At 35.8% G+C, this 25,983-nt stretch carries 24 protein-coding genes and 2 pseudogenes; 6 read left to right on the top strand and 20 right to left on the bottom strand.

The features are described from left to right. Nucleotides 1-6: 6 nt before the first annotated feature. Nucleotides 7-1,773, bottom strand: coding sequence for a glycoside hydrolase family 13 protein (locus tag IGL86_RS05460; RefSeq protein ID WP_016615768.1), 1,767 nt, complete (start codon nt 1,771-1,773; stop codon nt 7-9). A gap of 259 nt (nt 1,774-2,032) precedes the next feature. Between IGL86_RS05460 and IGL86_RS05455 the strand changes: the two genes are divergently transcribed. From IGL86_RS05455 to IGL86_RS05445, 3 genes are all read left to right on the top strand, one after another. Continuing rightward, a complete protein-coding gene (locus IGL86_RS05455; protein ID WP_002382263.1) occupies nt 2,033-3,283 on the top strand; it encodes an extracellular solute-binding protein in 1,251 nt (416 codons plus the stop codon). An 85-nt stretch (nt 3,284-3,368) separates the two neighbouring features. After that, on the top strand, nt 3,369-4,712 hold the full coding sequence (locus IGL86_RS05450) for a carbohydrate ABC transporter permease (RefSeq protein ID WP_002357775.1): 1,344 nt from the start codon (nt 3,369-3,371) through the stop codon (nt 4,710-4,712). 3 nt (nt 4,713-4,715) lie between these two features. Further along, entirely contained in the window at nt 4,716-5,579 is an 864-nt protein-coding gene (locus IGL86_RS05445) for a sugar ABC transporter permease (RefSeq protein ID WP_033624944.1), read from the top strand. Between the two features lie 37 nt (nt 5,580-5,616). Here IGL86_RS05445 and IGL86_RS05440 read toward each other — a convergent pair whose 3' ends face one another. Further along, nucleotides 5,617-6,126 (bottom strand): MarR family winged helix-turn-helix transcriptional regulator, encoded by a 510-nt coding sequence (locus IGL86_RS05440; protein WP_002365578.1) that lies wholly within the window; start codon nt 6,124-6,126, stop codon nt 5,617-5,619. A 124-nt stretch (nt 6,127-6,250) separates the two neighbouring features. Between IGL86_RS05440 and IGL86_RS05435 the strand changes: the two genes are divergently transcribed. From IGL86_RS05435 to IGL86_RS05425, 3 genes are all read left to right on the top strand, one after another. Next, nucleotides 6,251-8,590: an ATP-binding cassette domain-containing protein gene (locus tag IGL86_RS05435; RefSeq protein ID WP_002360456.1), complete on the top strand. Its 2,340-nt coding sequence runs from the start codon at nt 6,251-6,253 to the stop codon at nt 8,588-8,590. A 118-nt stretch (nt 8,591-8,708) separates the two neighbouring features. Then, nucleotides 8,709-9,209, top strand: coding sequence for a plasmid sex pheromone cAM373 precursor (gene camE, locus IGL86_RS05430; protein ID WP_033625422.1), 501 nt, complete (start codon nt 8,709-8,711; stop codon nt 9,207-9,209). Nucleotides 9,210-9,405: 196 nt separating this feature from the next. Next, nucleotides 9,406-9,867, top strand: a complete 462-nt coding sequence (locus IGL86_RS05425) for a hypothetical protein (RefSeq protein ID WP_033625421.1) — start codon at nt 9,406-9,408, stop codon at nt 9,865-9,867. A 42-nt stretch (nt 9,868-9,909) separates the two neighbouring features. Here the strand turns inward: IGL86_RS05425 and trxB are convergent, their stop codons facing one another. The 18 genes and pseudogenes from trxB to IGL86_RS05335 form a co-directional block, all read right to left on the bottom strand. Beyond that, complete coding sequence (trxB, locus tag IGL86_RS05420; protein ID WP_033625420.1) at nt 9,910-10,824, bottom strand: thioredoxin-disulfide reductase; 915 nt, start codon at nt 10,822-10,824, stop codon at nt 9,910-9,912. Between the two features lie 157 nt (nt 10,825-10,981). After that, nucleotides 10,982-11,518: a hypothetical protein gene (locus IGL86_RS05415; protein ID WP_241433241.1), complete on the bottom strand. Its 537-nt coding sequence runs from the start codon at nt 11,516-11,518 to the stop codon at nt 10,982-10,984. 47 nt (nt 11,519-11,565) lie between these two features. Next, nucleotides 11,566-12,015 (bottom strand): DUF5085 family protein, encoded by a 450-nt coding sequence (locus IGL86_RS05410; RefSeq protein WP_033625419.1) that lies wholly within the window; start codon nt 12,013-12,015, stop codon nt 11,566-11,568. Nucleotides 12,016-12,023: 8 nt separating this feature from the next. Then, nucleotides 12,024-12,470, bottom strand: coding sequence for a hypothetical protein (locus IGL86_RS05405; RefSeq protein WP_033625418.1), 447 nt, complete (start codon nt 12,468-12,470; stop codon nt 12,024-12,026). 270 nt (nt 12,471-12,740) lie between these two features. Then, entirely contained in the window at nt 12,741-13,415 is a 675-nt protein-coding gene (locus IGL86_RS05400) for a hypothetical protein (protein WP_430605661.1), read from the bottom strand. Further along, nucleotides 13,412-13,972, bottom strand: a pseudogene (locus IGL86_RS05395) (hypothetical protein); the annotation flags it as partial. The pseudogene IGL86_RS05395 and the gene IGL86_RS05400, both read right to left, overlap by 4 nt. Before the next feature lie 12 nt (nt 13,973-13,984). Then, a pseudogene (locus IGL86_RS05390) lies at nt 13,985-14,554 on the bottom strand (FtsK/SpoIIIE domain-containing protein); the annotation flags it as partial. Between the two features lie 383 nt (nt 14,555-14,937). Further along, entirely contained in the window at nt 14,938-15,465 is a 528-nt protein-coding gene (locus IGL86_RS05385) for a DUF2247 family protein (RefSeq protein WP_206537148.1), read from the bottom strand. Then, nucleotides 15,462-16,310 carry a hypothetical protein gene (locus IGL86_RS05380; protein WP_430605660.1) on the bottom strand — a complete coding sequence of 283 codons (849 nt, stop codon included), beginning with the start codon at nt 16,308-16,310 and terminating at the stop codon, nt 15,462-15,464. Before IGL86_RS05380 ends, IGL86_RS05385 begins: the two co-directional genes overlap by 4 nt. Before the next feature lie 306 nt (nt 16,311-16,616). Continuing rightward, nucleotides 16,617-17,048, bottom strand: coding sequence for an Imm63 family immunity protein (locus IGL86_RS05375; protein WP_033626073.1), 432 nt, complete (start codon nt 17,046-17,048; stop codon nt 16,617-16,619). Nucleotides 17,049-17,059: 11 nt separating this feature from the next. Then, a complete protein-coding gene (locus IGL86_RS05370; RefSeq protein ID WP_430605659.1) occupies nt 17,060-18,580 on the bottom strand; it encodes a TNT domain-containing protein in 1,521 nt (506 codons plus the stop codon). Next, nucleotides 18,571-18,933 (bottom strand): hypothetical protein, encoded by a 363-nt coding sequence (locus tag IGL86_RS05365; RefSeq protein ID WP_033625595.1) that lies wholly within the window; start codon nt 18,931-18,933, stop codon nt 18,571-18,573. The genes IGL86_RS05370 and IGL86_RS05365 overlap by 10 nt, the downstream gene beginning before the upstream one ends. 13 nt (nt 18,934-18,946) lie before the next feature. Beyond that, the gene (locus tag IGL86_RS05360; RefSeq protein ID WP_033625594.1) at nt 18,947-19,201 is read right to left on the bottom strand and encodes a hypothetical protein; all 255 of its coding nucleotides are present in this window, start codon (nt 19,199-19,201) and stop codon (nt 18,947-18,949) included. 11 nt (nt 19,202-19,212) lie between these two features. After that, a complete protein-coding gene (locus tag IGL86_RS05355; RefSeq protein ID WP_033625593.1) occupies nt 19,213-19,620 on the bottom strand; it encodes a DUF4176 domain-containing protein in 408 nt (135 codons plus the stop codon). Then, nucleotides 19,617-24,050 carry a type VII secretion protein EssC gene (essC, locus tag IGL86_RS05350; protein ID WP_033625591.1) on the bottom strand — a complete coding sequence of 1,478 codons (4,434 nt, stop codon included), beginning with the start codon at nt 24,048-24,050 and terminating at the stop codon, nt 19,617-19,619. The genes IGL86_RS05355 and essC overlap by 4 nt, the downstream gene beginning before the upstream one ends. Next, nucleotides 24,031-25,203 (bottom strand): type VII secretion protein EssB, encoded by a 1,173-nt coding sequence (gene essB, locus IGL86_RS05345; protein ID WP_002385952.1) that lies wholly within the window; start codon nt 25,201-25,203, stop codon nt 24,031-24,033. The genes essC and essB overlap by 20 nt, the downstream gene beginning before the upstream one ends. Then, a complete protein-coding gene (locus tag IGL86_RS05340) occupies nt 25,200-25,469 on the bottom strand; it encodes an EsaB/YukD family protein (RefSeq protein WP_010712367.1) in 270 nt (89 codons plus the stop codon). Before IGL86_RS05340 ends, essB begins: the two co-directional genes overlap by 4 nt. Before the next feature lie 14 nt (nt 25,470-25,483). Then, a complete protein-coding gene (locus IGL86_RS05335) occupies nt 25,484-25,981 on the bottom strand; it encodes a hypothetical protein (RefSeq protein WP_033625589.1) in 498 nt (165 codons plus the stop codon). Nucleotides 25,982-25,983 lie beyond the last annotated feature (2 nt).

The raw sequence follows: 25,983 nt of genomic DNA, 5'->3' as shown, positions 1-25,983 counted from the left end.
TAATTATTATGCTTGATATAAAAGAAAACCTTTTGGTAAAACCATTATCTGTTCTGAAGCAATTTCGATAGAAGAACTTAGCAAAACTTCTCGATCAGTTCTATCAACAAATTGTGTCTCTTGGCCAGTATTAAAAATCCCATAGATCGTTTGTTCCTCCAAACGACAAGCGAGTCTAATCAACCCCGTTTCAAAAGAAGTTCCTGTCCAATCGATTGTTCCACCAGAAAAAACAGCCGCATACTTTTTGCGAAGGGCAATCAATGATTTTACAAATTCCTTCAAATCCAAATCTTGCTGATTTTCCTCCCAAACCATACAACGACGACAATCAGGATCCATATCACCTGTCATACCAATTTCATCACCATAGTAAAGACAAGGGACGCCTGGTTGAATATACGTAAACGCTAATACTTGGCGCATCAACTCTTTATCCTCTTTCGTTTCATGCAATAAGCGTGGTGTATCGTGGGAATCTAAAACATTAAACTGCATTTGATTCGTTTGTTGTCGATAGAGCATTAACTGGTTGTTCATTTCAGAAAGCATCTTTTCCAAGGACAGTTCTTGCTTAACAAAGTAGCCCATAATCGCATCTGTGTATGCATAATTCATCACTGCATGAAATTCGTCTCCTTGGAGCCAGCTTTGCGACGAGTGCCAAATTTCTCCTAAAATATAAAAATCTTCTTTTGCGTCATCACATGTTTGCCGGAATTTTTTCCAGAACGCATGATCCACTTCGTTTGCCACATCTAAACGCCAGGCGTCAATATCATATTCCTCAATCCAATAACGAGCAATTTCTAAAAGATAGGCTTGCACCTCTGGATTTGCTGTATTTAATTTAGGCATATGCGGAGTGAATGCAAAAGTATCATAGGTAATGTTGCTTGCTTCTTCAAAATCAGCACTTTCTTCATAGCTAGCTGGAAACTCATTTACGTGGAACCAATCGGCATAAATTGAGTCCTGGCCATTTTTTAACACATCTTGCCATTGAGGCGAAGTGTCCCCCATATGATTAAAAACGGCGTCCAACATAATCTTAATGCCCCGTCGATGACACTCTTCGACTAAACGCTTAAAGGTAGCGCCATCACCAAAAGCTGGGTCAATTTTTAAATAATCAATCGTATCATATTTGTGATTAGAAAACGCTTCAAAAATTGGGCAAAAATATAAGCCGTTAACACCTAAATCTTCAATGTAATCAAGATGATCTAGCACCCCTTGCAAATCCCCACCAAAAAAATCTTGTCGATCTGGTCTTTTAGATCCCCACGGCAACGTCCCTTCAGGATCATTGGCGGGATCACCATTTGCAAAACGCTCTGGAAATATTTGATACCAAACCGTTTCTTTGACCCATTCAGGTGCTTTAAAACGATCGATTTCATGAAAATACGGCATCCGAAAATAATTATTCGCCATCGCTAAATACTTTTCTTCTAAAGGATAAATGCCGTGTTCGCCATAAAACGCCGTCAAGCCATCCGTCCCTACTAAAGTAAAAGCATATGAAAGGCGTTTAAATTTTGCACTTAATGCAATAAACCAGTAATCATATAACTCCGTAGATACTAACTTCTCCATGGTTAACGACTGTTGGTACCACTTTTCTTTCCCTAAAAGATAAGGATCTCCTTGCACTAATTGGACAGAGGCAATGTCGCCTTTTGCCGTACGCAAACGAATATGCATGGTTTCTTCTGTATAAAGATAAGCAAATTCACTTTCTGGACGATGGTAGATTGCAGCAGTGTTCATTTAATTCTCTCCTTTAATTGTCGCTTTTCGTGTATTTTCTAATACTCGAACACATTTTAGCGCAAACGATTGCATTTGTATACCCTTTTTTATTTTTTTATTTAAAATGCTTAATTAGTGGTATACACCACTTTAAATAAACAGTATGTTATTTATAACAAAAAAACTTTTTTAACTTTCTCGATGAAAAACACTTGATTATTTCCGCAATCGGTTGCATAATAAGACTTGTAAAAAATAATTTTTGGAGGGTTCAAAAATGAAAGCGAATTGGAAAAAGATTTTAATGGGCGGTATCCTTTTAAGTGCTTCCGCGGTTTTACTTACTGCCTGTGGTGGCGCAGAAAAAACGAAAGCTGAAAATGAAAGCGGTTCAGCAAATAAAGCAGCTGGTGACGTAAAATTATGGGTTGATACTGAATATATGGGCGTCTTTAAAAAAGTTGTCGCCGATTTTGAAAAAGAAAACCCCGATATTAAAGTTAACTTAACTGCTGGAAATTCGGCAGATGCTAAAAAAGACATTGCAAAAGATCCTAAAGCTGCCGCAGATGTTTTCATGATGCCACATGATCAAATTGGTCAAATGGCAGAAGCTGGTCTGATTTACCCTAACACAAAATATGAAAAAGAAGTCAAAGAAAACAATATCGACTCGGCAGTCGCAGGAGTCACTTGGAAAGACAAAGTCTATGCCTACCCTTATGCCGTAGAGTCACAAGTTCTTTATTATAACAAAGATACGTATTCTCCAGAGGAAATCAAAACTTGGAAGTCTTTAACTGAAAAAGGCAAAATCGGTACCAATTTTGGCGAAGATGGCGCAAATTATATCTTCGGTCCTCTATTTATGAGTAACGGCGATTACTTATATGGTGAAAATGGCGAAGATCCAAAAGGTACCAACTTTAATAACCAACAAGGTATAGAAGTATTACAATGGATTGCCGATCAAAAAAATAATCCTGGTGTGATCCAATCAAATACAGAAGCATTGTCTAATCTAGGTTCTGGCAAAACGGATGCCTTCCTTTCTGGTCCTTGGTCTAAAAACGATGTAGAAAAAGCTCTTGGCGACAAAATGGGGGCTGCTGCCTATCCAACCATTGATTTTGGCAATGGAGAAAAACAAATGAAAGCTTTCTTGGGCGTTCGTAGTTTTGCTGTCAACCAACAAACACAAGCACCATTGGCCGCAATGACATTAGCAAACTATTTAACCAGCGAAAAAGCACAAATGACTTACTTTAAAGAAATCGGCTTTGTCCCTTCAAACAAAAAATTACAAACAAACGAAGAAATCACACAAGATACTGTTGCAAAAGCTATCTTAGAAATGGCGCAACCAACCCACTCTGTGGTAATGCCAAAAATCCCAGAAATCGTTTCATTCTGGCCTGCGATGGATGCAGTGATCAATGATACGTACAAAGGCAATATCAAACCTGCGGATTATCAAGCAAAATTAGATAAATTAGTCCAAGACACATCAAAAGAAGCAAAAGAATAAAAAGAGTAAAGAAATGGGACGAGCTTCAATCTGCTGTCCCATTTCCTCTATCTTTTTTATTTAAGTAGAAAGTGAGTGAACGAAGATGTTCAAGAAAAAGAAAGCCCAGACGTCATTTCGAGAGGTCTTTAAAAAAGGCGACTTCGCTACAAAACTATCTTTTTTAGTTATGGGTGCTGCAAACTTCGCCAACAAGCAGTGGTTAAAGGGAATCATCTTTTTAACAGCTGAAATTGGCTTTATCTATTGGTTAATCCGTAATGGTTTCCACGCATTAATGATGCTAGGAACACTAGGGACCCAACAGCAAGGATTAGTATATGATGATTCTTTAGGGATTGAAGTTCTAAAAGAAGGCGATAATTCAATGCTCTTATTATTATTCGGAATTGCAGCAATTTTAGTCTGTTTATCGCTAATCATTTTATATGTAATCAATTTAAAAAGCGCCCGTCACCTATATGAATTAAAGACAGCCGGCAAAAAAATTCCAACAACTATGGATGATTTACGTAGCTTGTTAAACGAACGTTTCCATGCAACTTTAATGACGATTCCCTTACTAGGCGTTCTTTTCTTTACCATCTTGCCGTTGTTATATATGATTTCCATTGCCTTTACCAACTACGACCATAACCATTTGCCACCGAAAAACCTTTTTACTTGGGTTGGATTGGCAAATCTAGGCAATGTAATCACAGGCGATATGGCTTCAACGTTCTTTCCAGTACTTGGCTGGACCTTGATTTGGGCTGTTTTCGCAACCGCAACTTGTTTCTTTTTTGGAATCATTTTAGCCTTGCTTATCAATACAAAAGGCTTAAAATATAAAGCGTTTTGGCGGACTATTTTTGTCATCACGATGGCCGTACCTCCGTTTGTTTCACTTTTAATTATGCGAAACCTCTTAAATGGTTCCGGACCTATCAATGCTCTGTTGTTAAACTGGGGCTTAATCGATTCTTCTATCCCCTTCTTAACAGATCCGAATTGGGCAAAATTAACCATTATTGTTGTCAATATGTGGATTGGTATTCCTGCTACGATGTTAATCTCTACAGGGATTATCCAAAACCTTCCTGAAGATCAAATCGAAGCAGCTAGAATTGACGGTGCCAATAAATGGCAAATTTTTAAAAGTATTACGTTTCCACAAATTCTATTTGTAATGACCCCGGCGCTGATTCAACAGTTTATTGGCAACATCAATAACTTCAATGTCATTTATCTATTAACAGGCGGCGGTCCAGCCAATTCTAACTTCTACGGTGCAGGCTCAACTGACCTTTTAGTTACCTGGTTATACAAATTGACTGTCGATACAATGGATTACAATTTAGCCTCTGTGATTGGTATTTTAATCTTCATTCTTTCCGCAGTCTTCAGTTTAATTGCCTATACACGGACGAATTCATTTAAGGAGGCGTAACTTATGGCTAAAGCAAAAAGTTACCAGAAAAAACAACGCACTGCACTTACCAGCGTTTACATCATTCTAACCATTTTAGCAGTTTTTTGGATATTCCCCATTGTGTGGATTATCTTAACAAGTTTTCGTGGCGAAGGCGGTGCATTTGTTCCCTATATCATTCCCAAAACATTCACTTTAGAAAATTATAAAGTATTATTAACAAATCAGACTGGCAACTTCCCCTTTGTCCGTTGGTTTTTGAACACCTTGTTCGTTTCCATCGCAAGCTGTCTGTTATCAACTTTCATTACAATCGCAATGGCTTATGCGCTGTCCCGGTTGCGTTTCCGCTTAAGAAAACCCTTTTTAAAAGTGGCGCTCGTTTTAAATATGTTCCCTGGTTTTATGAGCATGATTGCCGTTTACTATATTTTAAAAGCCTTAAATTTAACTGAAAGTTTATTCGCTTTAATTCTGGTTTACTCTGCAGGCTCGGCGCTAGGTTTTTACATCGCCAAAGGGTTCTTCGATACCATTCCGATGGCTTTAGACGAGTCGGCTATGATTGACGGTGCCAACAAGTGGCAAATTTTCACAAAAATTACGTTGCCATTGTCGAAACCAATTATTGTCTATACTTCTTTAACCGCCTTCATGGGCCCTTGGATGGATTTTATTTTCGCAAAAGTTATTATGGGTGATAAAGTTGAAAATTACACCGTTGCGATTGGTCTCTTTTCGATGATGACCAAATCAACAGCCAATTCACTATTCATGGCTTTTACAGCTGGATGTGTGCTAATTGCCATTCCAATTACTATTTTATTTATATTAATGCAACGTTTCTATGTAGAAGGCGTGACTTCTGGCTCTGTCAAAGGCTAGAAAAAACATCGTTTGGTTTATAGCCAAACGATGTTTTTTATTTTTTGGCGTTGTTTTCCTTACACGTTTTTCTTCGTAGCGCTTGATAATTGGACAAAATTTTCATGACCGCCAAAAAGTGTTGATTGACCTCTTGATAATCCTCTAAGGAAAGAACACTAAGCGTTTCAGATAGTTGCTGTTTTACTTGATTTTCTTTTTGCTTAAAGAGCTTCTCGCCTTCTTTTGTCGTATAAACATTAACCACGCGGCGATTTTCTTGATTATGGCGACGTTGAACAATCGCTCGTTCTTCTAACCCCGCAATAGAGCGACTCACTTGAACTTTCGACGTTCCTACTTGGTTGGCTAACTCTGTCATACTGATTCCTTCATTCGTTGCCACAATTAATAAAATTAACATGTCTAACTTTGTTAATTTTAGATCCTCCAAGTCTAGGTCTTTAAAAAGCAATTGGCTCATATATGAAAAAATTTCAGTAAAGACACTAATATCTAAATTTGATGAATGCTTCTCTTTATCCATATGTTCTCCCTCGTTTCCCACCTAGTGTATACTAAATTCACTTGATTATCAAATGGTAATGATTGATTTTTGTTAACTATTATGTTACGTTATACACTAACTTAAGGTTGTGTTGTTGATAAATTGGAAGAAGGATGCGAAAAATATGCTAGAACTCAAAGAGATAAAAAAATATTATACTGTCGGCGGAACGACCACTAAAGCTTTAGATGGCGTCTCTGTCGCTTTTCGAAAACAAGAATTTGTAGCCATTCTGGGTCCCAGCGGCTCTGGTAAAACGACGATGTTGAATGTGATTGGCGGATTGGACAATTACGATTCTGGTGACTTAATCATTAACGGCAAATCAACAAAAAATTTTAAAGAAGCCGACTGGGATGCTTATCGGAATAACTCAATTGGTTTTATTTTTCAAAGTTACAACTTAATTAGTCATCAAGGGATTTTGGATAATGTCGAGCTTGGTATGACACTGAGTGGTATTTCAAAAGCAGAAAGACGCCAAAAAGCCGAAGATGCACTCATCCGTGTCGGTTTGAAGGACCATATCCATAAAAAACCTTCCCAATTATCTGGCGGTCAAATGCAACGGGTTGCCATTGCTCGTGCTTTAGCTAATGATCCCGATATTTTACTTTGTGACGAACCAACTGGTGCATTGGATTCAGAAACCAGTCTGCAAATTATGGCACTTATCCAAGAACTTTCGAAAGAAAAATTAGTTATTATGGTGACCCACAATCCTGAATTAGCTCACGAATACGCTGATCGAATTATTGAATTTTCAGATGGCCAAATTCGTCATGACTCGCGTCCTCATATTGAACATGAAAAAAAAGAACCTTTCGAATTGAAACGCACCAAAATGAAATTCACGACTGCGTTGCGTTTATCTTTTAATAATATCCGCACTAAAAAAGGGCGAACTTTTTTAACCGCCTTTGCTTCAAGTATCGGAATTATCAGTATCGCGATTGTCCTTTCTCTTTCAACAGGATTCCAGAAACAAATTGATAAAACTCAGTCGGAAACGTTAGCGCAATTTCCGATTACCATTTCTAAAATAGCGACCGATCAAGATCCAGAAAGTTTCAATAATCAGGACAAAAAAGGCACCTTCCCGAAAGAAAAAGAAGTAACTGCTAAAATTAGCGATGCGGACCGTGCGCAACACACGAATTTAATTGATCAAAAGTTTATTGACTATGTCAATCACATTGATCCTGAATTAAGTAATAATATCGGCTATACTCGTCTAGTCAATATGAACTTATTAAGAGAAATCAACGGGAAAGCACAAGCTGTCAAATTTTCAAACGATGCACCCGACGGCCAATCAAACGCGATGGCTTCTATGATGGCTGCCCAAACTGGCGTCGGCGTTTCTGCTTTTCCTAAACAACTAGAAAATGGAAAAAACAATTTCTTAAAAGACAATTACTCGTTGCTTGAAGGAAATTATCCAGAAAAAGAAACCGATGTCGTTTTAATCGTTGATAGTAACAATACCACCAATATTAATGCTTTAAAAAATCTTGGCTTTGACGTGAAAGATAATCAAAAGATTGCCTTTTCAGACATTGTTGGCACAAAAATGAAATTAGCCAATAATAATGCATTTTACACCAAATTACCGACAGGCAACTTCATTCCTAACCAAGATTTGCAAGCTGTTTACGATAACCCAGAAAATACTGAATTAACAATTTCAGGGATTTTGCGAATTAAAGATTCTTCAACAATGAATCTATTAGCACCTGGAATTGCTTATAGCGATGCACTTTCAACTAATATGATTGCCAAAAACAAAACCTCTGATATTGTTAAAGCGCAAGAAGCCAGCAACACTAACGTTATGACTAACGAAACATTAGATGCTTCCGCGAAAGAAAACCTATTGTCTTATTTAGGAGCGAACGAAATCCCTTCAAGTATTATGATTTATCCAAACGACTTCAAATCAAAAGATAAAATTCTTGATTATTTAGATGCTTATAACAAAGGAAAAGATAAAAAAGACCAAATCATCTATTCTGATTTAGCTGGAACAATGACCCGCTTAACAGGTGGTTTAATGGATGCCATCACCTATGTGCTGATTGCATTTGCTGGGATTTCCCTTGTTACAAGTATGATTATGATTGGGATTATCACCTATACTTCTGTCATTGAGCGGACCAAAGAAATCGGTATTCTGAAAGCGTTAGGAGCTCGTAAAAAAGATATTACCCGGGTGTTCGATGCCGAAACTGCTATTTTAGGCGTTGCCTCTGGTATTCTTGGTGTTGTGATTGCCTTTCTCGCAACATTTCCGATCAATGCAGTGCTCTATAACCTGACTGATTTAGAAAATGTTGCCACCTTAAATCCAATTCACGGGATTATTTTGATTGTAATTAGCACAATCTTAACCATGATTGGTGGCCATATTCCTGCCCGAATGGCAGCGAAAAAAGATGCGGCAGTTGCTTTACGTGCAGAATAAATAACAAAAAATAATCCTTTAATTTCTCTTAAAGGATTGTTTTTTATTTGTATTTCTTATAAAACCTCCGTATACTAAGTGATTGTGAATACTTAATAAAAGGAAACGAGGTAATTTCATGTTAAAAAAACCATTTTTACTATTTTTTTCACTTTTAGGAGCTATTTTTATTTTAGCTAGTTGCGGCGTAGGAAAAGATGCCGTCACGGATACAAAGTACAAAGTTAGTTTGCAGCAAGCTGCTGAAATCTACGAAAAAGAAGCCGGCAACAGCAAACCATTAGTAAATGTCCAATTTGATACAAAACCAGAAAGTGACTACAGCTATATCTTTACCAACGATACAGAAACACTTTACGTGAATCCTGAAACAGGAAAAGTCACCAAAAATACTGAAACAAATCAACTTGGCGAAAACGAGACAGCCTTTTCAGCTGCTGAAGTCAAAGAATTAGGCGCTGTTAACGACGTTTTAGCCAAAGCAAAAAAAGAAGTTGGAGGACTTTCTCCACGTATTTTGACTTGGAAGTTAACCAAAAATAACAATAAACTTGTTTATACAGTAGATGTTAAAACGACTACGGCAGATGAAAAAGTTACCTTAGATGCCAATAAATAAGTACAAGCGTATAACTTATCACGAAATAACCAAATCTTAAAATACTCTTTGGGACAGAACCTACGCATTCGGAAATCTTAACATTTTCTGAAGCCGATCGTTCTGTCCCAATTTCATTCTTTTAAGTAATAATAATTGTTCGTTACCCCTGCTACCGTTATACTTAGTTTAAAAGAAAAGATGGGAGTATCAATTCATGGTTTATACAGTTGATTTTAAAGAAGTAGCCACTATTGGTTTAGAAAGTTCACCAGTGGCACCTGCTCTTGCTGGACTAAGAGCGAATGAAGCTCGCTATTTTTGGAATAAATACAAACATCGCTTTACGACCGTCCCTGCCTCTGAAGCTCCAGAAACATTGGCCTGGATTGAAAAAATTTTATTGGAACGAGTGTTACATTTCCCTTACAAGCCACTTGAAATTTCTTCTTTCACTTTAGATGGCATAAAAATGGCCTATGTATTTTATGAAAACGGCTTAGCAGTTAACGTGATGTACACATTAGCTGAGGAAGGCAAACGCGCCGTTGGGTTTAAACTTTCAGATGGTATGGCAATCCCTGCAGAATTTGAAGGAAAATTCAAATTTGCTCGTCAAAAATCAAAATTAGCTGGAACCATTCGCGGCTCTTATTTTGTCATTAAAGGAACCTATTAAAAAAATGCTTTTGCCCTTATTATTAAAGGCAAAAGCATTTTTTTATTTTAATTCTTCAATATAGTTAAATACTTGTTGTCCAGCAATACCGCCTTCACCGACCGCTGTCGTGATTTGACGCAATGTTTTTTCACGGACATCACCAATGGCATAAACACCAGGAATTTTTGTTCTCATTTCTTGGTCTGTTTCAATCCAACCAGCCTCATTCGTAATACCAGATTTCTTAAATGGTTCTGTTAATGGATCTAGCCCCACGTAAATGAACACGCCGTTTGCTTCAATTTCAGAAACTTCATCTGTTTTGACATTCCGGGCTTTCACACCTGTCACGACCATTTCATTGCCAACAATTTCTTCGACAACTGTATCCCAAACAAAGGAAATCTTTTCATTTGCAAAGGCACGATCTTGAATGATTTTTTGCGCACGCAATTCATCACGACGGTGAACAATCACTACTTCAGAAGCAAATTGTGTTAAATAGATTGCTTCTTCAACTGCAGAATCACCGCCACCAACAACTACTAAGCGTTTATTTTTAAAGAAGGCACCGTCACAAACAGCACAATAAGAAACACCACGGCCAGCAAATTCTTCTTCGCCTTTTACACCCAATTTTCGGTGTTCACAGCCTGTTGCAATAATTACCGCTTTAGCTTCATAAGATTTGTCATCACAAATCACTTCTTTATAGGATCCGTGGTCTTCGATGCCCATCACAATGCCATACGCATTTTCCGTACCAAATTTTTCTACATTTTCATACATTTTATAGGCCAATTCTGGACCCATAATAGAATCAAAGCCTGGGTAATTCTCTACCTCAGCAGTGTTGTTCATTTGCCCACCAGGCGCACCGCGTTCAATCATCAATACAGAAAGATTGGACCGTGATGCATAAAGTGCTGCCGTCATCCCAGCAGGACCGGCACCAATGATAATTACATCATACATTTTATTTCCCCCAAAATTTTAAGTAAGTTTACTTTACTCCTTAAACAATTTCTTGTCTACTTTTCTGCCCTTTTTTGACATTCGGAGTAGGTGTGTCTATTACGTAAGTTATTGTACCACGGTTTTGTGTTTTCTAGGAGGGGGAAGGAAGATTAATTTAGCTATTGTATTTAAACCAGAATTCTTCAATTTTTTCTTTGAATGCTATCGTTGGATAATTCCCTCTTAAATCAAAAGTGTGTCTATCACCATCACTAAATTTTATTTGATAATTATAAATAACCTCCCTTTCCGTTTGTCTGAAAAGTCCTACATCAATGACCTCCGACCAACCACGCACTATTAGAAATCCCTTTTCATGATATGACAAACCATGACTGTCCATTCTATATAAAATGCCACCATATTTTCTGATATACTTAGTCTCATTAATCCCAGTTTCGATTATCAAAAAAGCAAACATACATATTAATTTAAGTAAGGATAAAGCACTGATTAGTATAGCCACTACTGTTAAAAAAACAAAAAAAATTATATTACTTGTCACTGGATTTTTATAGAGTGGAAAGTAAAACCATACCAAGCAACTAAGTGTGACAAAAATAACACCTAGTCCTATACCAATTTTTTTGTACCCATCTGCCTTAGTCAGTCTCACTTCAAATATCTCTTCCTCATTTATAAGCAAACTCAAACTTTTCTCTCCTCTTTCCTTACGAGAAAACTCTAATCAGTTCAAAACTATTTAATACCAATCATCAAATCAGTGTATACCTTATTATCTATTACTTGCGGACAATAGAAAATTGGTGAAACAATTGTCAAATCTTCCTGAACAACTATAGTGATTAACTCTTCTAATGCTTTAGAGAATTCAGATAACTTATCGCCTTTTGCTCTAGTTGCTAACATATTGTTCACCTGAAAATAAGATTGGAAACGATATTCTGCTGGAAGATTCTCTTGGCATTCTTCATTGACAGGTAAAAAAACTTGAATCAGCAATTCTTCTTCACGAATGTCAGAATCCATTGAATAGAAAAAGCTGTCTGATAAAGAATAATCTGCTTCAAAAATTGTTTCCAAAGCATCTTCTAAACAACGGCCCATCTCCTCTGAAGTCGTTACATAATAACGACTGATGACATTTTGATAATGTAATGATTGTTTATAGCCAATTGTTTTTCTCATTTTTTCACCTACTCTTTTGTTGGGATTAAAACATCTACCCAATATTCATCATAAACTAAGGTCATTACCAACAATAATTTATCATCAAATTCAATCTTTTGTTTCAGCAAGTAATCCGTCATTTCCTCAATATTAGCACCAAGTTCATCATCAAAAGGAATTCTTTTACGAACTAGATGATCATAATGAATATTTTCTACAGTAAAAATCTCGCCACTTTCAACTGGCTCATTCACAGGAATATAAAATTTATACGTTTGTTGTTCTTCACTTAATTCAGTTGGTTTTAGTTCAATCATTGTTGGTCCATTTTTATAAAAACCTTCTTCATAAGTTAATTCTTCTGATTGTAAAATTAAATCCACTAATTGATCTGTTGTTGCTCGTTTTTCAATATACACTAAATTGTTCATTTCCAATGATACTTTTTCAATCATCTTCTCCCCTCTTTTCATTAAATTAATTTTCTAAAATCGATCTATTTTTAAATTTTTCAATACCTACCAATTCCTTTGATTGAATCTTTGAAGGCTGGTTTTAAGCCTCCTTGCGTGCTTGGAGTCAAGTAAAGTCTTTACCTTTTCTCATAACGTTATCAATGCCATTTAATTTATCTCATTTATTCAACCATTTTCCAGATTTTTTGATTACTAAAGTACCGTCTGACATTCGTTTAACCCTGGAAGAAATATAGCTATTTTTTGGTTCTCTTGTTCTTCATCATTTCAATAGAATTTCCATATACAGATGTATTTTCTTTTTTCTGGTTCTTTTCTCCAATATTGTAATATTCTTGGTATTTGAAAAATACTAACAAAAATAATCATAGCAACTATAAAAAATTCTCCCAAAAAGAAATAAAACATATTTCCTGTCAATTCTGATAAAGCTAGACAAATAATCCCTATGATACTAACTACACTAGAAATATAATCAGAAATTTCCCCACTAATATCTATTTTTTTTAACCTTATTAAAGTGTATCTTAACAATAAATAAAGAATTTCCATTCCAACAAAAATTACTATTGTTCCTAAAAGACTTAACATATATGTTTTAATTGGTTCATCCGATATTAAAGATAAAATACCTTCAAATATAAATAAGCAAACTAAAGATGAAATATACATATATATTGTTATATATTTTTGTGTATTGATTTTTTTTAAATATATATTTTTAGCTATAGTAGTTGTGATTAGAAATACTATCATTATTACAGTTAATACATTAAAGAAATGGATATTATTAATTTCTTTTCGAACTAATAATTGTAAAAACAATGTCCCAAATGTCATAACACCATAACAATTTATAAGTTTACGAAACGAATTTCTTGTAAATTTTTTATTTTCGAAATGCTTATATTTTTTTGGAATAAAATTTTTATATATACTCATCGTTTAAACCACCCCGATACTCCTTTAATCATTGAATTAACAGCTCTTTTTGCAGTTTTAGATACTTTTAAAGATGAATCAATTTTATTAATAGCTAAAGAAACAGCAATATCTGCTCCGATAACTCCCCATACTGGCGCTACTGTAGCTACTACAGCCCCAGCCGCTCCTATCGCCGCCGTGGTCACCGCTACTTTCCCGACATCCACCAATGCACCACCCACTTTACTTGCGGTAATTTCTTGCCCTTTCAATCCGTCTTTTCTGGCTTGTTTCTCACTCTTGCTTATTCCTTGAACGACATCTACAGCTCCTAAAGCTATGTTCAACCCTGGCACAATTTTTCCTGCACCTTTTGCATTGACTAATGCTTTGGCATCTTTCACAACACCATTAATCCCAAAACTTACGCTTTTTTTCAACGCACCACCAGCACTCTTTAAAGTTCCTTTGCCAATACCTTTAACTGATTCTTTGAATGCTTGTTTTGATCCTTTTAATACAACATTTTTATCCACTAACTTCAATTTATCCAGTACGCCGCTTGGTTTTTGTGTCGCTAAAATTTAATGTACACCTAACGAACGACCAATCCGTGCAGTAGAGACAAGTTCTGCCATAAAATCTGGTTCATTGGCTTTTAATTCAGCAAATTCATCGCTGATTAAAAATAAATGGGGTAAGGGCTCACTTGGATAGTTTTTCTTTTCTTCTGGGTCAGTAATTTCTTTTCCTTGTTTATATAATTTCGTATAACCATTGATGTGGTTAACCCCGTATTCTCCAAATTTTCGTTGTCGTTTTTGTAATTCTGCACGAATACTTTGTAATGCTCTAGCTGAACTAGCTCCATCTAAGTTAGTAATCGAACCCAACAAATGAGGTAATTTTGCAAATAAGTTAGCCATTCCGCCTCCTTTAAAATCAATAGGTAAAAAACCTACATCTTCTGGAGCAAAATTAACAGCTAATGACAACATATAACTTTGAACGATTTCAGACTTACCAGAGCCAGTCGTTCCTGCGACAAGTCCATGCGGTCCATGGGCACGTTCATGTAAGTTCAAGTAAACAATGTCATCTTTGCCACGAACGCCAAGAGGAACTGCTAAAGACTTAGAAGTATCGGCTTTTTGCCAAATAGTATATGTTTTAATGCTATATTATGTAGAAAGGCCAGAAGTTATATTGCAACTCCAAAATCTCAACTTTTTTTAGAATTGGCATAACTATTCTGGTCTCATTCATAGAAGTTTATCCGGATTACTTTTATTTATTACTGAAAAAATCGTTATGAATATCTTCTGTTAGTTTTCATATATTTTAAATGTTTGCAACTATTATTATTTGTTCCTATACCATTCTTCTTTATCAAAAAAAACGTTCTACGAAATTCTTCTGAATATTTTTTTATTAATGCACCTTGAATAAATTCATTCCCATCAAATTGCAAAATATACTTCTAACAATAATTAAATTTAGAGCCAGTCGCTTTAATAAATATTGTCTATTACAATTTATACTAAGATAATTTCTTTTTTTCACTTATTAACCATTCTTTATGTTCTAAAATAACTTTAGACAAATGCTCTTCTGTATAAAAGTATTCAGGAGTCATATCATTATTAATTCCCTGATACTGATAAGGCATATCGAATGGAGATTGCAAATCCAGCCAAAACTCACTAATCTCTAATAAAGCATTGATGGTATCCATACATTTAATCTCGTTTAATAGGTTATTAACTAAAATCCATCGCCATTTGTAGTAAGCTTGCAAATCTTCATCAGAATTAGTAATTGAATCCAAAAGGTCATACACTTCCGTTTCATCATATGGTAAAGATAAGCTTCCTAATTCCCATAAAAAAGAATTCTCCTCATTTTCATTCTTAGATAGATAATCTAACGTATATGCCATTACATAATCATCATTAATCCTTCCTTGCAGATAGAAATTATCATCTGAATAACCAAATCTACCGATTTTCAGTTCACTCCAAGAAAAAGAAATAGCATTTTCTTTAAATTCGTCTATATAGTTCATCATTTTATAGGCACTCCGTTCAATTCTATATTTCTTACAAACATTCTATGAGTAACTTTTCCATTTTGGATTATCCATTCAAAACGCCCCATAACACCGTTTTGACTTCCTTGAATTTGATATAGTTTAGCATTCCCTAAATCAGTGACTTTTGCTAATCCAGCATAATTATCAACTATATCAGAGAATCCATGTGCTTTAGGAACATGAGGAAACTCATCTATAATAATTTGAATTTTTTTCGTAGGATGTTTTCCTGTCAATGGGTCAATATCGTAGATATATCCTTTTCCTTTAATTGGCTTAATATCATCTATCTTCAGCCCGCTCCCAGTTCTAGGAGATTTTATAATCGGATTAGAAACCTCCTCTAACACTTTCAAATTAGTTCCACTATCTTTTTTACTAAACGATTTTTGCTTCACATTCCCCACATCATCAAGTCCGTCCAATCGTGAAGCGGCTTTATTTCCATAATATGAGCCTAAAACGACATTTCCAATCTCCGTAAGCGTTCCAGACCATGCAGCATACTTAAATCGATTGGCTTGACTTTCATTTATCTTTTCACCTGTGTAGGGATTGATTCCAAGGTTGGCTAAAGCGATTGTTTTTCTGCTGACTTCTTCTATACTATCAGTTGGTTTGATTAGCTCAATTTTTTGTTTCTCTGAATCAATAACTGTTGAGGTGTCTTTTTTAATTTCCGTGAAATAACTTTTATCGACACCACTTGGTAGTGTATAGGTTCCGTTGCTCTTGACAGTTGTTTCATTCAATACCATAACACCTTGCATTGCAAGTTCCATTTCGTTGAGGCTATTGTTAAATAAGCCATTGATTTTCATGGCGAAATCATTGAGCTTTTGCAATTTCTTTTGGAGCTCAGATTATCGATATTTTGAATCTTAGGACTTATAGATTTGAATTATGTATTCATGATTTTTAATTATATATTACTGAATTTATTTTAAACAGAGTGATTATAGTTTGTATTAACTACAATCACTCTAATTTTTCTAATGAATGTATAACTAGATTTTGTTTGTTATTGGCGACTTGATTAGCGAGTTATTGCTTACCAGTCAAGGTTTTACTATTCGACATCAATTAATCAGTACATCACCTTTTTTAATTACTAAAATTCAACAATTTTAATCACTGTATGGATTATCTATCAATATTTCCTCTATCTCTTGCTTTCTTTTCATATACAAGTTTTGTCCTATTGATGCCCAGATCTCTAGTTCTTTTCCAAACAATATTCTTCTGAAGTCCTCCGCATTGTTTCTATTTTTCTTTGCGTAATCCATTGTTAATTCAAATATATATTCTTTCAAAGACCAATAGACTATGTCAAACAAATTTTCCGTTCTTTTTTTATTTTCTATTTGACCTCTTTCAAGATACAAGTAATAATATCCAGTTGATGAAGAATATACATACTCTCCATCCATATCTCCTTTGTTTCCTCTTTCAAAATTAACAGAAAATTTTACATCACATTGGGAATATTTTTTTAGTTTCTCTTGTATAATATCTTTTATATATTTTTCTAAGTCACTTGTCTCTAATATATTATCCATATCTTTCTCCTTTACTTAGGAATAATGTATCCTTTTTCAATTAGTGTTTTAATACTATGTGGCATTAACATTTGTGTACCTCCACCAGGCTTATCAAACCATGGAGCAATTTGGGCTCTTTCGACATTTGGAATATCTTTGATAATTTCGTATTCAGTGTACACACTTAAGTCTGTACCTGGAGCCAAAGCTAGTTTATCGGAGCTTGACCCAGTTGGTGCTGTATATCTACCTGTATCTTTCCCAATTCTTCCAAATGTATCTCCTTTTTTCAAAGTTACCATTTCTTCTGTTCCAGGTACTGCACCATTATTCGGTGGCCATTTTATTGTACCATCTGGATTTTTCCATTTATTTCCATTCTCACTAATTTTTTTATAAGTCGCATTCCCCGTACTTTTACTTTTATCTAACCCATAATTTTTCCCGTTTTTAGTTCCTGTTAATGGCTTGTTCCCCTGAACTTTCCCTGAAAAGGTCTGCGCATTTCTTACCGAAGCAACACCCATTCCTACCGACCACAAGGAATTCCAAACTCCTGATTCTTGAATCCCTTCTATAAAGTCTTGTCCATGAGACAGCAGTCCTAAGCCTCTTATTTTTTCATTTTTGTCAAAATAATTGTATCCTTTTTTCTGCTGATTATTGACTCGGGTGGTCAGTTCCTTTGGTGTCAGTTCTACTACATCTAAATCGTATTTTTTCACTAAAGAAGCAAGGTTGCCTGTTAGTTTTTGCTCATCCAAATGATAGGAATAGCCGTCCTTTTCTAACATGTAATACTCAAAGCCGCGTGATTTGTCACGAACACGAATAATCGTGCAGCCTTCTAGTAATTGTTTGTCGGTCACTTCATTTTTGGTATCTTTTTTGATTTCTGTGAAATAACTTTTATCGACACCACTTGGTAGTGTATAGGTTCCGTTGCTCTTGACAGTTGTTTCATTCAATACCGTAACACCTTGCATGGCAAGTTCCATCTCGTTGAGGCTATTGTTAAATAAGCCATTGATTTGCATAGCGAAATCATTGAGTTTTTGCAATTTCTTTTGGATTTTGTCAATATCTTGTTGAAGGCTATCTGCCATTTGAATCAAGGTGCGCTGCGTGTCTTTTAACAGGTCATGAATCCCTGGGATTGGCGTGTTATAAGCAATCGTTGCTACTTGTTTAGCTGCTTCATGCAAGGATTTTTGACTGGCTTTCATGATTTTGATTTGTAATTTTAACTTATCTTCATTTAAATAGCCTTCACTGGAGATAAATGCGTTGGCTGCGCCATATTTGGTCAAATCACTTTGAACATGATCAATGGCAGCCGTCATTCGATGAATCGTGGGAATCACTAATTCTGAAAACAAGCCTTTTCCGGCGTTATAAGCCACTCCTGACAACGTATGTCCGTCAATGGCTGCGATTAGTTGTTGACAACCAGCTGTTAATTCACTGGTGGTCGTTCGTGCGACAGATAGATTACTAGACAGAGCACTCATTAATTCTGATGAGTCTGCACTAGAATAGATTAATCCCATGATAACGTACTCCTTTCTTTTTGGAGTTGATCACGTTCTTCACGCACTCTTTCTGTCGCCTTAGCATAATTCCGTGTAAATTCTTGATTTTGTTGTTGGAGAAATCCAGTAAGGTATCGTTGTTTACCGGATAATTCATCTTGTGCCCAACGAGCTGGTTTATTGCCTTTACTAATGTCCTCTCCATTCAATCGTTCTAGTTCTCGAAAATTTCTAGTTATCTCATAGTCTAGTGTACCAAATATAGCTTGGATTTTCTTCTGATCATTTGATAAATTATCCATTTGATGTTCTTTTTGAAAAATTTTTTGACTATATTCACTTCTTAAACGCTCTTTATTTTCGGTCTCCATTTTTTTCAACTCCTTACTTAAAACGGGTTTGACTATCTCTTGCAGCAATCGCAGCTGCTAATTTAGGGAATTTATTGGCTTGAGTATTGACACATTTCACTAGTTTAGACAAGTTATTCAGCATTTTATTATTAACTTTTACGCCTTTTTTCATTCCAGAAATGTTACTTTCTCCTAATGTACACTTTGTATTTTTACTAACGGACACATTTTTAATCCCAGAAACGGCTGCTTGAGCCGCTCCTTGATTTGATGCAACTTTAGTCATTGCTTATTTCCTCACTTTCTAAATTTGTAAAAGGGATCTTTTTTGAGTTTTTCTTTTTCATCGACAATTTCTTCTGATTCATTTGGAGCAACTACTTGAGCAGTTGGCTGAGCAACAGGTATGTCTTTGGCATTCGTCATTTTAGTGATTAAACTTTCGAGAAATTTATTGTCAATTTCATTTGTATATCCTTCGAAAACTACTTCAGAGATTTCATCATGTCTAATTGAAAAAACATTTTCCGTTGGAACATCTCCAAATGGATGCGGCGCTACTTTGTATCTAGAAATAATTTTGCCGTCATTATTTTTAGCAATTGCTCGAGCTACTATAAAAAATAACATTGCTCCGTGGATTCCCTCATTTAAACGAATCACACTACCCAGCGCTAAAAAAGGAGTTGATAATTCTTCACTCATTTTTTGGTCACCTCCGTCGGAATGGTAATAGCTTCTAATACATCATCTTTCAAACTATGCAAGACATTTCTAGAAACTGGCGCATTCTTTTTATCCAATGATAAATTCTCAATAAATAATTGTTTGTTGAGACTGCCGCCGAAAAGAAGATATTCTATATTTTCTTTAGCTAAGGCTGTCATACCGCCATAAGTTGCACCAACTTTACTTAAGGAATCAACACATAACACTTGCAAGTTTTGCTTACGGTTGTTTAGTAGCATTATTATTGCTTCTGGTTCTAAAGAAAGTTTTTCAACTAAATCAGCAATTCCATTTATAACCACCACTCGCTGCCTTTCTTTTTCTGCCACCATTGCTATTAGGGCTTCTTTAAGTTCAGCGCTTTGCTGTGCCACTTGTGTTCGTTCAATGTAAATTGCGACTTTGTCTATCATCATTTCCAAATTCCCTGCAACATCAATCAAGATAACTTCGTGATTAGCAGACAATTCTTCCAGTTGCTGCATAAACCAGGGCATTAATAACTGGAATTGTTTATTGGATTCGACAAAAATCCCCAATGTTTTTCCTCGGAATAACGAGAATGTTTCTGGTAAAGCACTTAATTTGTTTAATCCCAAATAGAATTGATTGGCTTCTTTTTCTGGGACAAATTGTTGGAATTTTTCAATAGTTAATTCTTCGGGAACCATCGGAATCGGTTCTGGGCGCGTGCCTGTCCAATCTTGATTCATTTTAGTGACTTCTGATTCTAAGTTTTCCAACAGCTCCGCACTAGTCGCTCCTTTTGTTGGCAAATAAAATTGAATCGCAGTTGGTACTTCTAATAGGACCTGCCCGCGACCATTGATGGCTTGGGCAGCTAAGACTTCCCTTCCTAGTAAAGAGTTTAATTCGCTTTCATCGTTTAAATACAATGCCATTTTTGTAGCAATGTTACTCATCATATTCATGCGAATGCTGCCAGATCGACTAGCTGTGAAAATCAAGTAAATTCCTAAACTGGCGCCATCTCTTAAGAGTTGAAGTAATAATTCATCGATGCCGTCTTTGCGTTTGTCTTCCAAACTTAATCCGTCGTAGCTATCTAATAAGTTAATAATGATTGGCAATTTGCTTTGCGTTTTGGCTTCATACTGTGCCAAGCTGGCCACACCATTAGTTTTAAAAAGCTTTTTCCGTTGTGCTAGAAGTTGACTAATTTTATCCAACATTTTCTGTAATTTTTCTGCTTCTTCTAAAGTCACAATATCGGCTACATGAGGTAGATCTTTTAGTGGCAATAAGCCGTTATTTCCGAAATCAATTAAATTAAATTGAACTTGTTCAGGGGTATTCTTATGGGCAAGATTGATTGCTATCGTTTGTAAAATCGTCGATTTCCCATATCCTGGACTCGCAAAAATTGCTGTATGGCTGGACTTCTCCAAATCATATTCATAGACTTCTTGAGCTTGATTTGCAGGAATATCAAGTAAGCCTATTGGTACTTTAAGGCTACGATCATTTGATTTTCCAATACTTGGTGTTGCTATTTTTTCTTCAAGATTAGGTAACCACGGTTTATCTGGAATCGTCAGTGTTGATTGTTCAAAAATTTCGCCAATCGTAGTAATAACAGCTTCCAATTGGGTTGGTAAGTCGCTCTTATCTTTTCCTTGAACCACTTCTTCACCTGGATCATAAAGCAATTCAGTTTGTCCTAAATCATTGATCCGATATAGCCGTTCATCCACCACTTCTTCCATCACTTGGTCAGGATCGTAAGGAACCCCCGCATAACCACTTTGGAACATTTCATAAACTTCATTTTCCCCAACTTTTAAATACCCCCGACCAGGATTGGTAATTTGAGCTGCATCTGGCGTTTTTAATAATTCATTAGAATCTTGGACACTCGCCATTTTTAAAGCAATTTTGCTGGTGCTATTCGCTTCAATTTGGTCATTCACCACACCGCTTGGCTTTTGTGTAGCTAAAATTAAATGGACTCCTAGAGAACGACCAATCCGCGCCACCGAAGTTAGCTCATCTAAAAATTCTGGAACATTCGCTTTTAATTCCGCAAATTCATCAGAAACCAAAATTAAATGAGGCAATGGTTTAGTAGGATAGATAATATCAGGTTTCGGTTCGTGTCGTTGTTTGTATAAACTCATATATCCGTTGATATTATTCACACCATATTTGGCGAATTCTCGTTGACGTTTATCCAATTCTGCTTTGATACTGGCTAAGGCTCTAGCTGTTCCGGCTCCGTCTAAATTGGTAATAGCGCCCATAAAATGTGGTAGCTTATCTAAGGTATTGGCTATTCCGCCACCTTTCCAATCAATAATCAACATGCCGATATCTTCAGGAGAAAAATTAATCGCTAAGCCAATTAAATAAGTTGTTAAAAATTCTGATTTTCCTGAGCCTGTGGTCCCTCCAACAAGTGCATGAGGACCATGCAAACGTTCGTGTAAGTCCCAATAGACATAATCTGATTTACCACGCCAGCCAATTAGTGAACGAATTGATTTATTTGGCTGCGCATTCAACCAACGTTGATCGATAGTTAATTCTTCAATCCTTGTTACTTCGTATTGCTCAAGTAAACTCAGACTTTCTGGCACCGCATTCTTCTCCACTTCCACATGCTGCAAATTTGCCAAGCGCTGAATCGCATAAGCAAGCGGATAAGCAGTCGGTAAATGATTAGGAACGAAGTTTTGGTTCACATATTTATTATTTTGATTGATTAAAGTCGCCGCTTCACTACTTTGATACTCAATCAGTGTAGTTGTCGTTTCTGGTAACATATTTAAAGCATCTTTTCCCCAAATAACTGTCACACCATATTGACTCATATCTTCAGCTAAAAATTCATTTAAGCCATGCCCTGACAACCAACTTTCCTCTAAAATCGACAGAATGTACTGTGGTTGAAAGTGAACTTTTTCATTGCCGGCTTCACGCACTTGTTGACGACGTTTCGTAATCATTTGATAGAAAGAATTTAAAACCATATCCCTTGTTTGAGGATCATGAACAATCCCACGCAAATTCAGGCTGCGGATTTTGACGTGTGGCAACCAACGCCAAGAATGCCAATCTTTCTGATAATCTTCCTCTGGTACTAAAGTAACAAACTCTACGTCACGATAGGAATGTAAAATAGACACTTGAAATAACAACGTTTGAATGGCTGTCCTTAAAACAGCAGGTGTTCCCGCCAATCCTAAGGTTTGTCCCATTAGTGGTACAACAATCGGCGCCTTTTCTAATTGTTTATATGGCCATACTAATTGTTCTTCAGCTTCTTGACTTAGTGAATCATCTTCCGTTGACTGATAATTTGTCGTAAAACTTGAAGAAATTTCACCAACCCCTAAGCGAACTGTCAAAAAATCTTCATTAGTCATCATGCGTTCATATATTCGCGCATGATACTCTTTTGTCATTAAGGCTAATTCGTTCATGGCAGGATTCATATATTCCAAGGCCTCTTTTTGTTCTTGCTGCAGTATACTTAAACGAGCTTTCTCTTGTATTAAATATTGTTCGTAGCTATTTGTCCGTTCGATATTCTTTTGCTTTGTTTCTTTTTTATTGGTGAAATAACTAGAGACTGAAAAACCAGCCGTCAATAAACTCGCTCCGCCCATACTAAGCATCATAATTGGATTGCCCCCACTTAAAAAGCTTGTTGCGCCACTCAAAACGACCATTCCTAAAGGTGGGACAATCGTCCGTAACAGTTCATTTTTCCCTTCTGTTTGCTTGGCTTTTGGGGCAGCAATTTCTATTTGTTTTTTTGGCTCCTTCAAGTGAATCCGTGGACTTCGTCGAAATGACGGGAAATCGACAGGATATTCTGGAATAACCTCCTCTTCTACAATTTGCCAAGGATTCAGGGAATATGTAGCTCCTAGACTTGTTAACTTTAATTGTTTTTCCCGAACTTCAATGATTAAGCCATTGACAACTAATTGATCACCGACTGCAAAAGCATAGCTTCCTTTTTCAACTAAATAATGATTGTAGTAAATCGTATCTTCTCCGGGATAAATCGTTGCTGTATATTCCCCAGTTTCTGGTGCTAGTGTAATATTGATGATGGCATCTGTTTCTAATGAAATCGCAGCATTTTTGGCAGAGGCAATTAAAAAATCTTTCTGCGGTTTATTGGTGGTGACAGTAATCAATTCTTCGTGGGGAAAAACAGAAAAATTTTCAGCAGAATCAAAGGTTTCACCATTACAGAATAATTTTTCATTTTCATAAAAAAATAATTGTTGATTGATTGAAACACTTGGGTTTTTAGCCGTAATTTGACGGTGAAGAAGTTGGGGACCAAAATAAAAAATGTCAAAATAAATCATGCTAGATGTATGAATTTGATCATTCACAGAGACCAATTTTTTACTGATTTTCGTTGTCATCCGTTTTTCCTCCCAAGATTTTCATGTATTTATCAATTGCTTCTTCATATTTTGTTAACAATGCTTGTTTTTTCTCGCCGTTCATTTTGTTATTGGCTTTGGTTGCATCATATAATTTTGTATAGGCATGTAATATATATTGGTTATCGCCTAAATTTTGGGCAATATCTAATGATTTTTCAAAGTCTCCTTTGCCAATATAAATCCAATAAAGTAAGGTATTTTCACTAGATTTTTGAGATAAATTATTTAAAATTGCTGTTTTTTGTTCATTTGATAAATTATCTAGTTGGACAGAACTAACAGCAGCAACATACTTAGCTCCTATCGGTAATTCTTCTGGTGTATCTTCTTTTAATGTTTTCGTAACACTTGCATAGTCATTAGAAATATACTGCGCTTCTGCCAAACTCACTCGCTCTTGGGCAGGTAATTTTTTTAAGACATAAATCCCTGTTGTAGTTGCAAAAAGTAGCGTTAAAGCCAATAACACTAAGCTGGCCCATTTAAAGGTTAAATAACTTTTTTTACTCACTAATTTGGTTTCTGCTTCACGCTTGGCTTTTTGACGAATGATTTGTTCACCAATGATTTGCTCAATTTCATTGATTGTTTTCGCCTCTTGTAATTGTTTAGATAGCGTATCTTTCAGGGTGCCATTCCCTTGAATCAATTGTTCATACTCATACTTTGGATGTAAGATTGCTAAAATCAGCGCTCGATATTGTTTAAAAAATTCTCTTTCATCTGCTGAATAAGGCACAATGACCTGCATAAAACCACGATGAGCAATTAATAATTCTTCTCCCAAGATATAGATGTTTTCTGGATGAATAAAGGGTTGGACCGGCGTACCTAAGAAATCAACCAAATAATGAACTCTTTGCGCTAACAATAATCGCTCATATTGATCCATTTTTTTTATCGCTTGTAAAATGGATTGCATATATTGATCCTTATGGTATTGAATCACTAACGCTTCTTCCGTTGCTTGTATTATTTTTCCCGATAAAAATCCACGACTTGATTTTAAAAATTGTTGAAACTGTTCTAGTCTTTCTAACTGATATTGATTTGCTTGTAATGTCACTTGAACATATTCTTTTGTTGCTTCTAACGTGATTGTCTCTGAAATATCCTTTAACTCGCTCATCCATGTGTCTCCTTTATAATTTCTTTTACTACTAGTTGGTCGCCATTCCCTAATGGATAATCTGCAATTAATTGATTGTCAGCTAAATGAATTGGTTTATTCAAAACAACCAATTCAAATGATGCTGGCAAACGGTTTGGCAACAGCTCAAACGATTCGAGTAACAATTCTTTTAAACGTGCAACTGATACCTGATTAGGGATTTGCAAATCAATAATTTGATTCGACACATGTAAGCCGATACCAATCGATGTTCTTTTGTTCATGTTTCTTTCACTCCTTAATTTCCGCTTTGTGCACGATGATATGAAAAACGTTTTCCTAGAAAAACACCAACGAATAAAATAACTATACTTCCTAAAAAAATACCACTGTACAACCAAAAGTTTATGGATATTTCTCGGTGAACCTCAAGAGATTCAACGCTTTCAGGAGAAGTGACCGTTGCCGTCTCTTTGAACAGAAAAGGCCTTACCTTTTTATCAACTGCTAATGTTTTTGCATTCTGTTCTGTCCTAAATACATCATTTTTTGCTTCGTTGACAACCCTCGCTTTACTTTGATTGACTTCTTTTTCTCTCTCTGCTTTTATCGGCAAAAACAAATCTGGAATAATGAAATTCACTTCTACGTTTTTTTTCTGCTGATTGTCTTGGTAGATCACTTGATTATTTATTTTTAAAGTGCCTACTTCTTCTGCTTTTGTTTTTGTTGATGACAATGACAAATAGAGCATATTAACACTTAAAACAATCACTATTTTTATTAATTTTCTCATGG

This window comes from Enterococcus sp. DIV0774, assembly GCF_050539095.1.
Lineage (GTDB): Bacteria > Bacillota > Bacilli > Lactobacillales > Enterococcaceae > Enterococcus > Enterococcus faecalis.
This window is presented reverse-complemented; position numbering and strand designations above follow the sequence as displayed.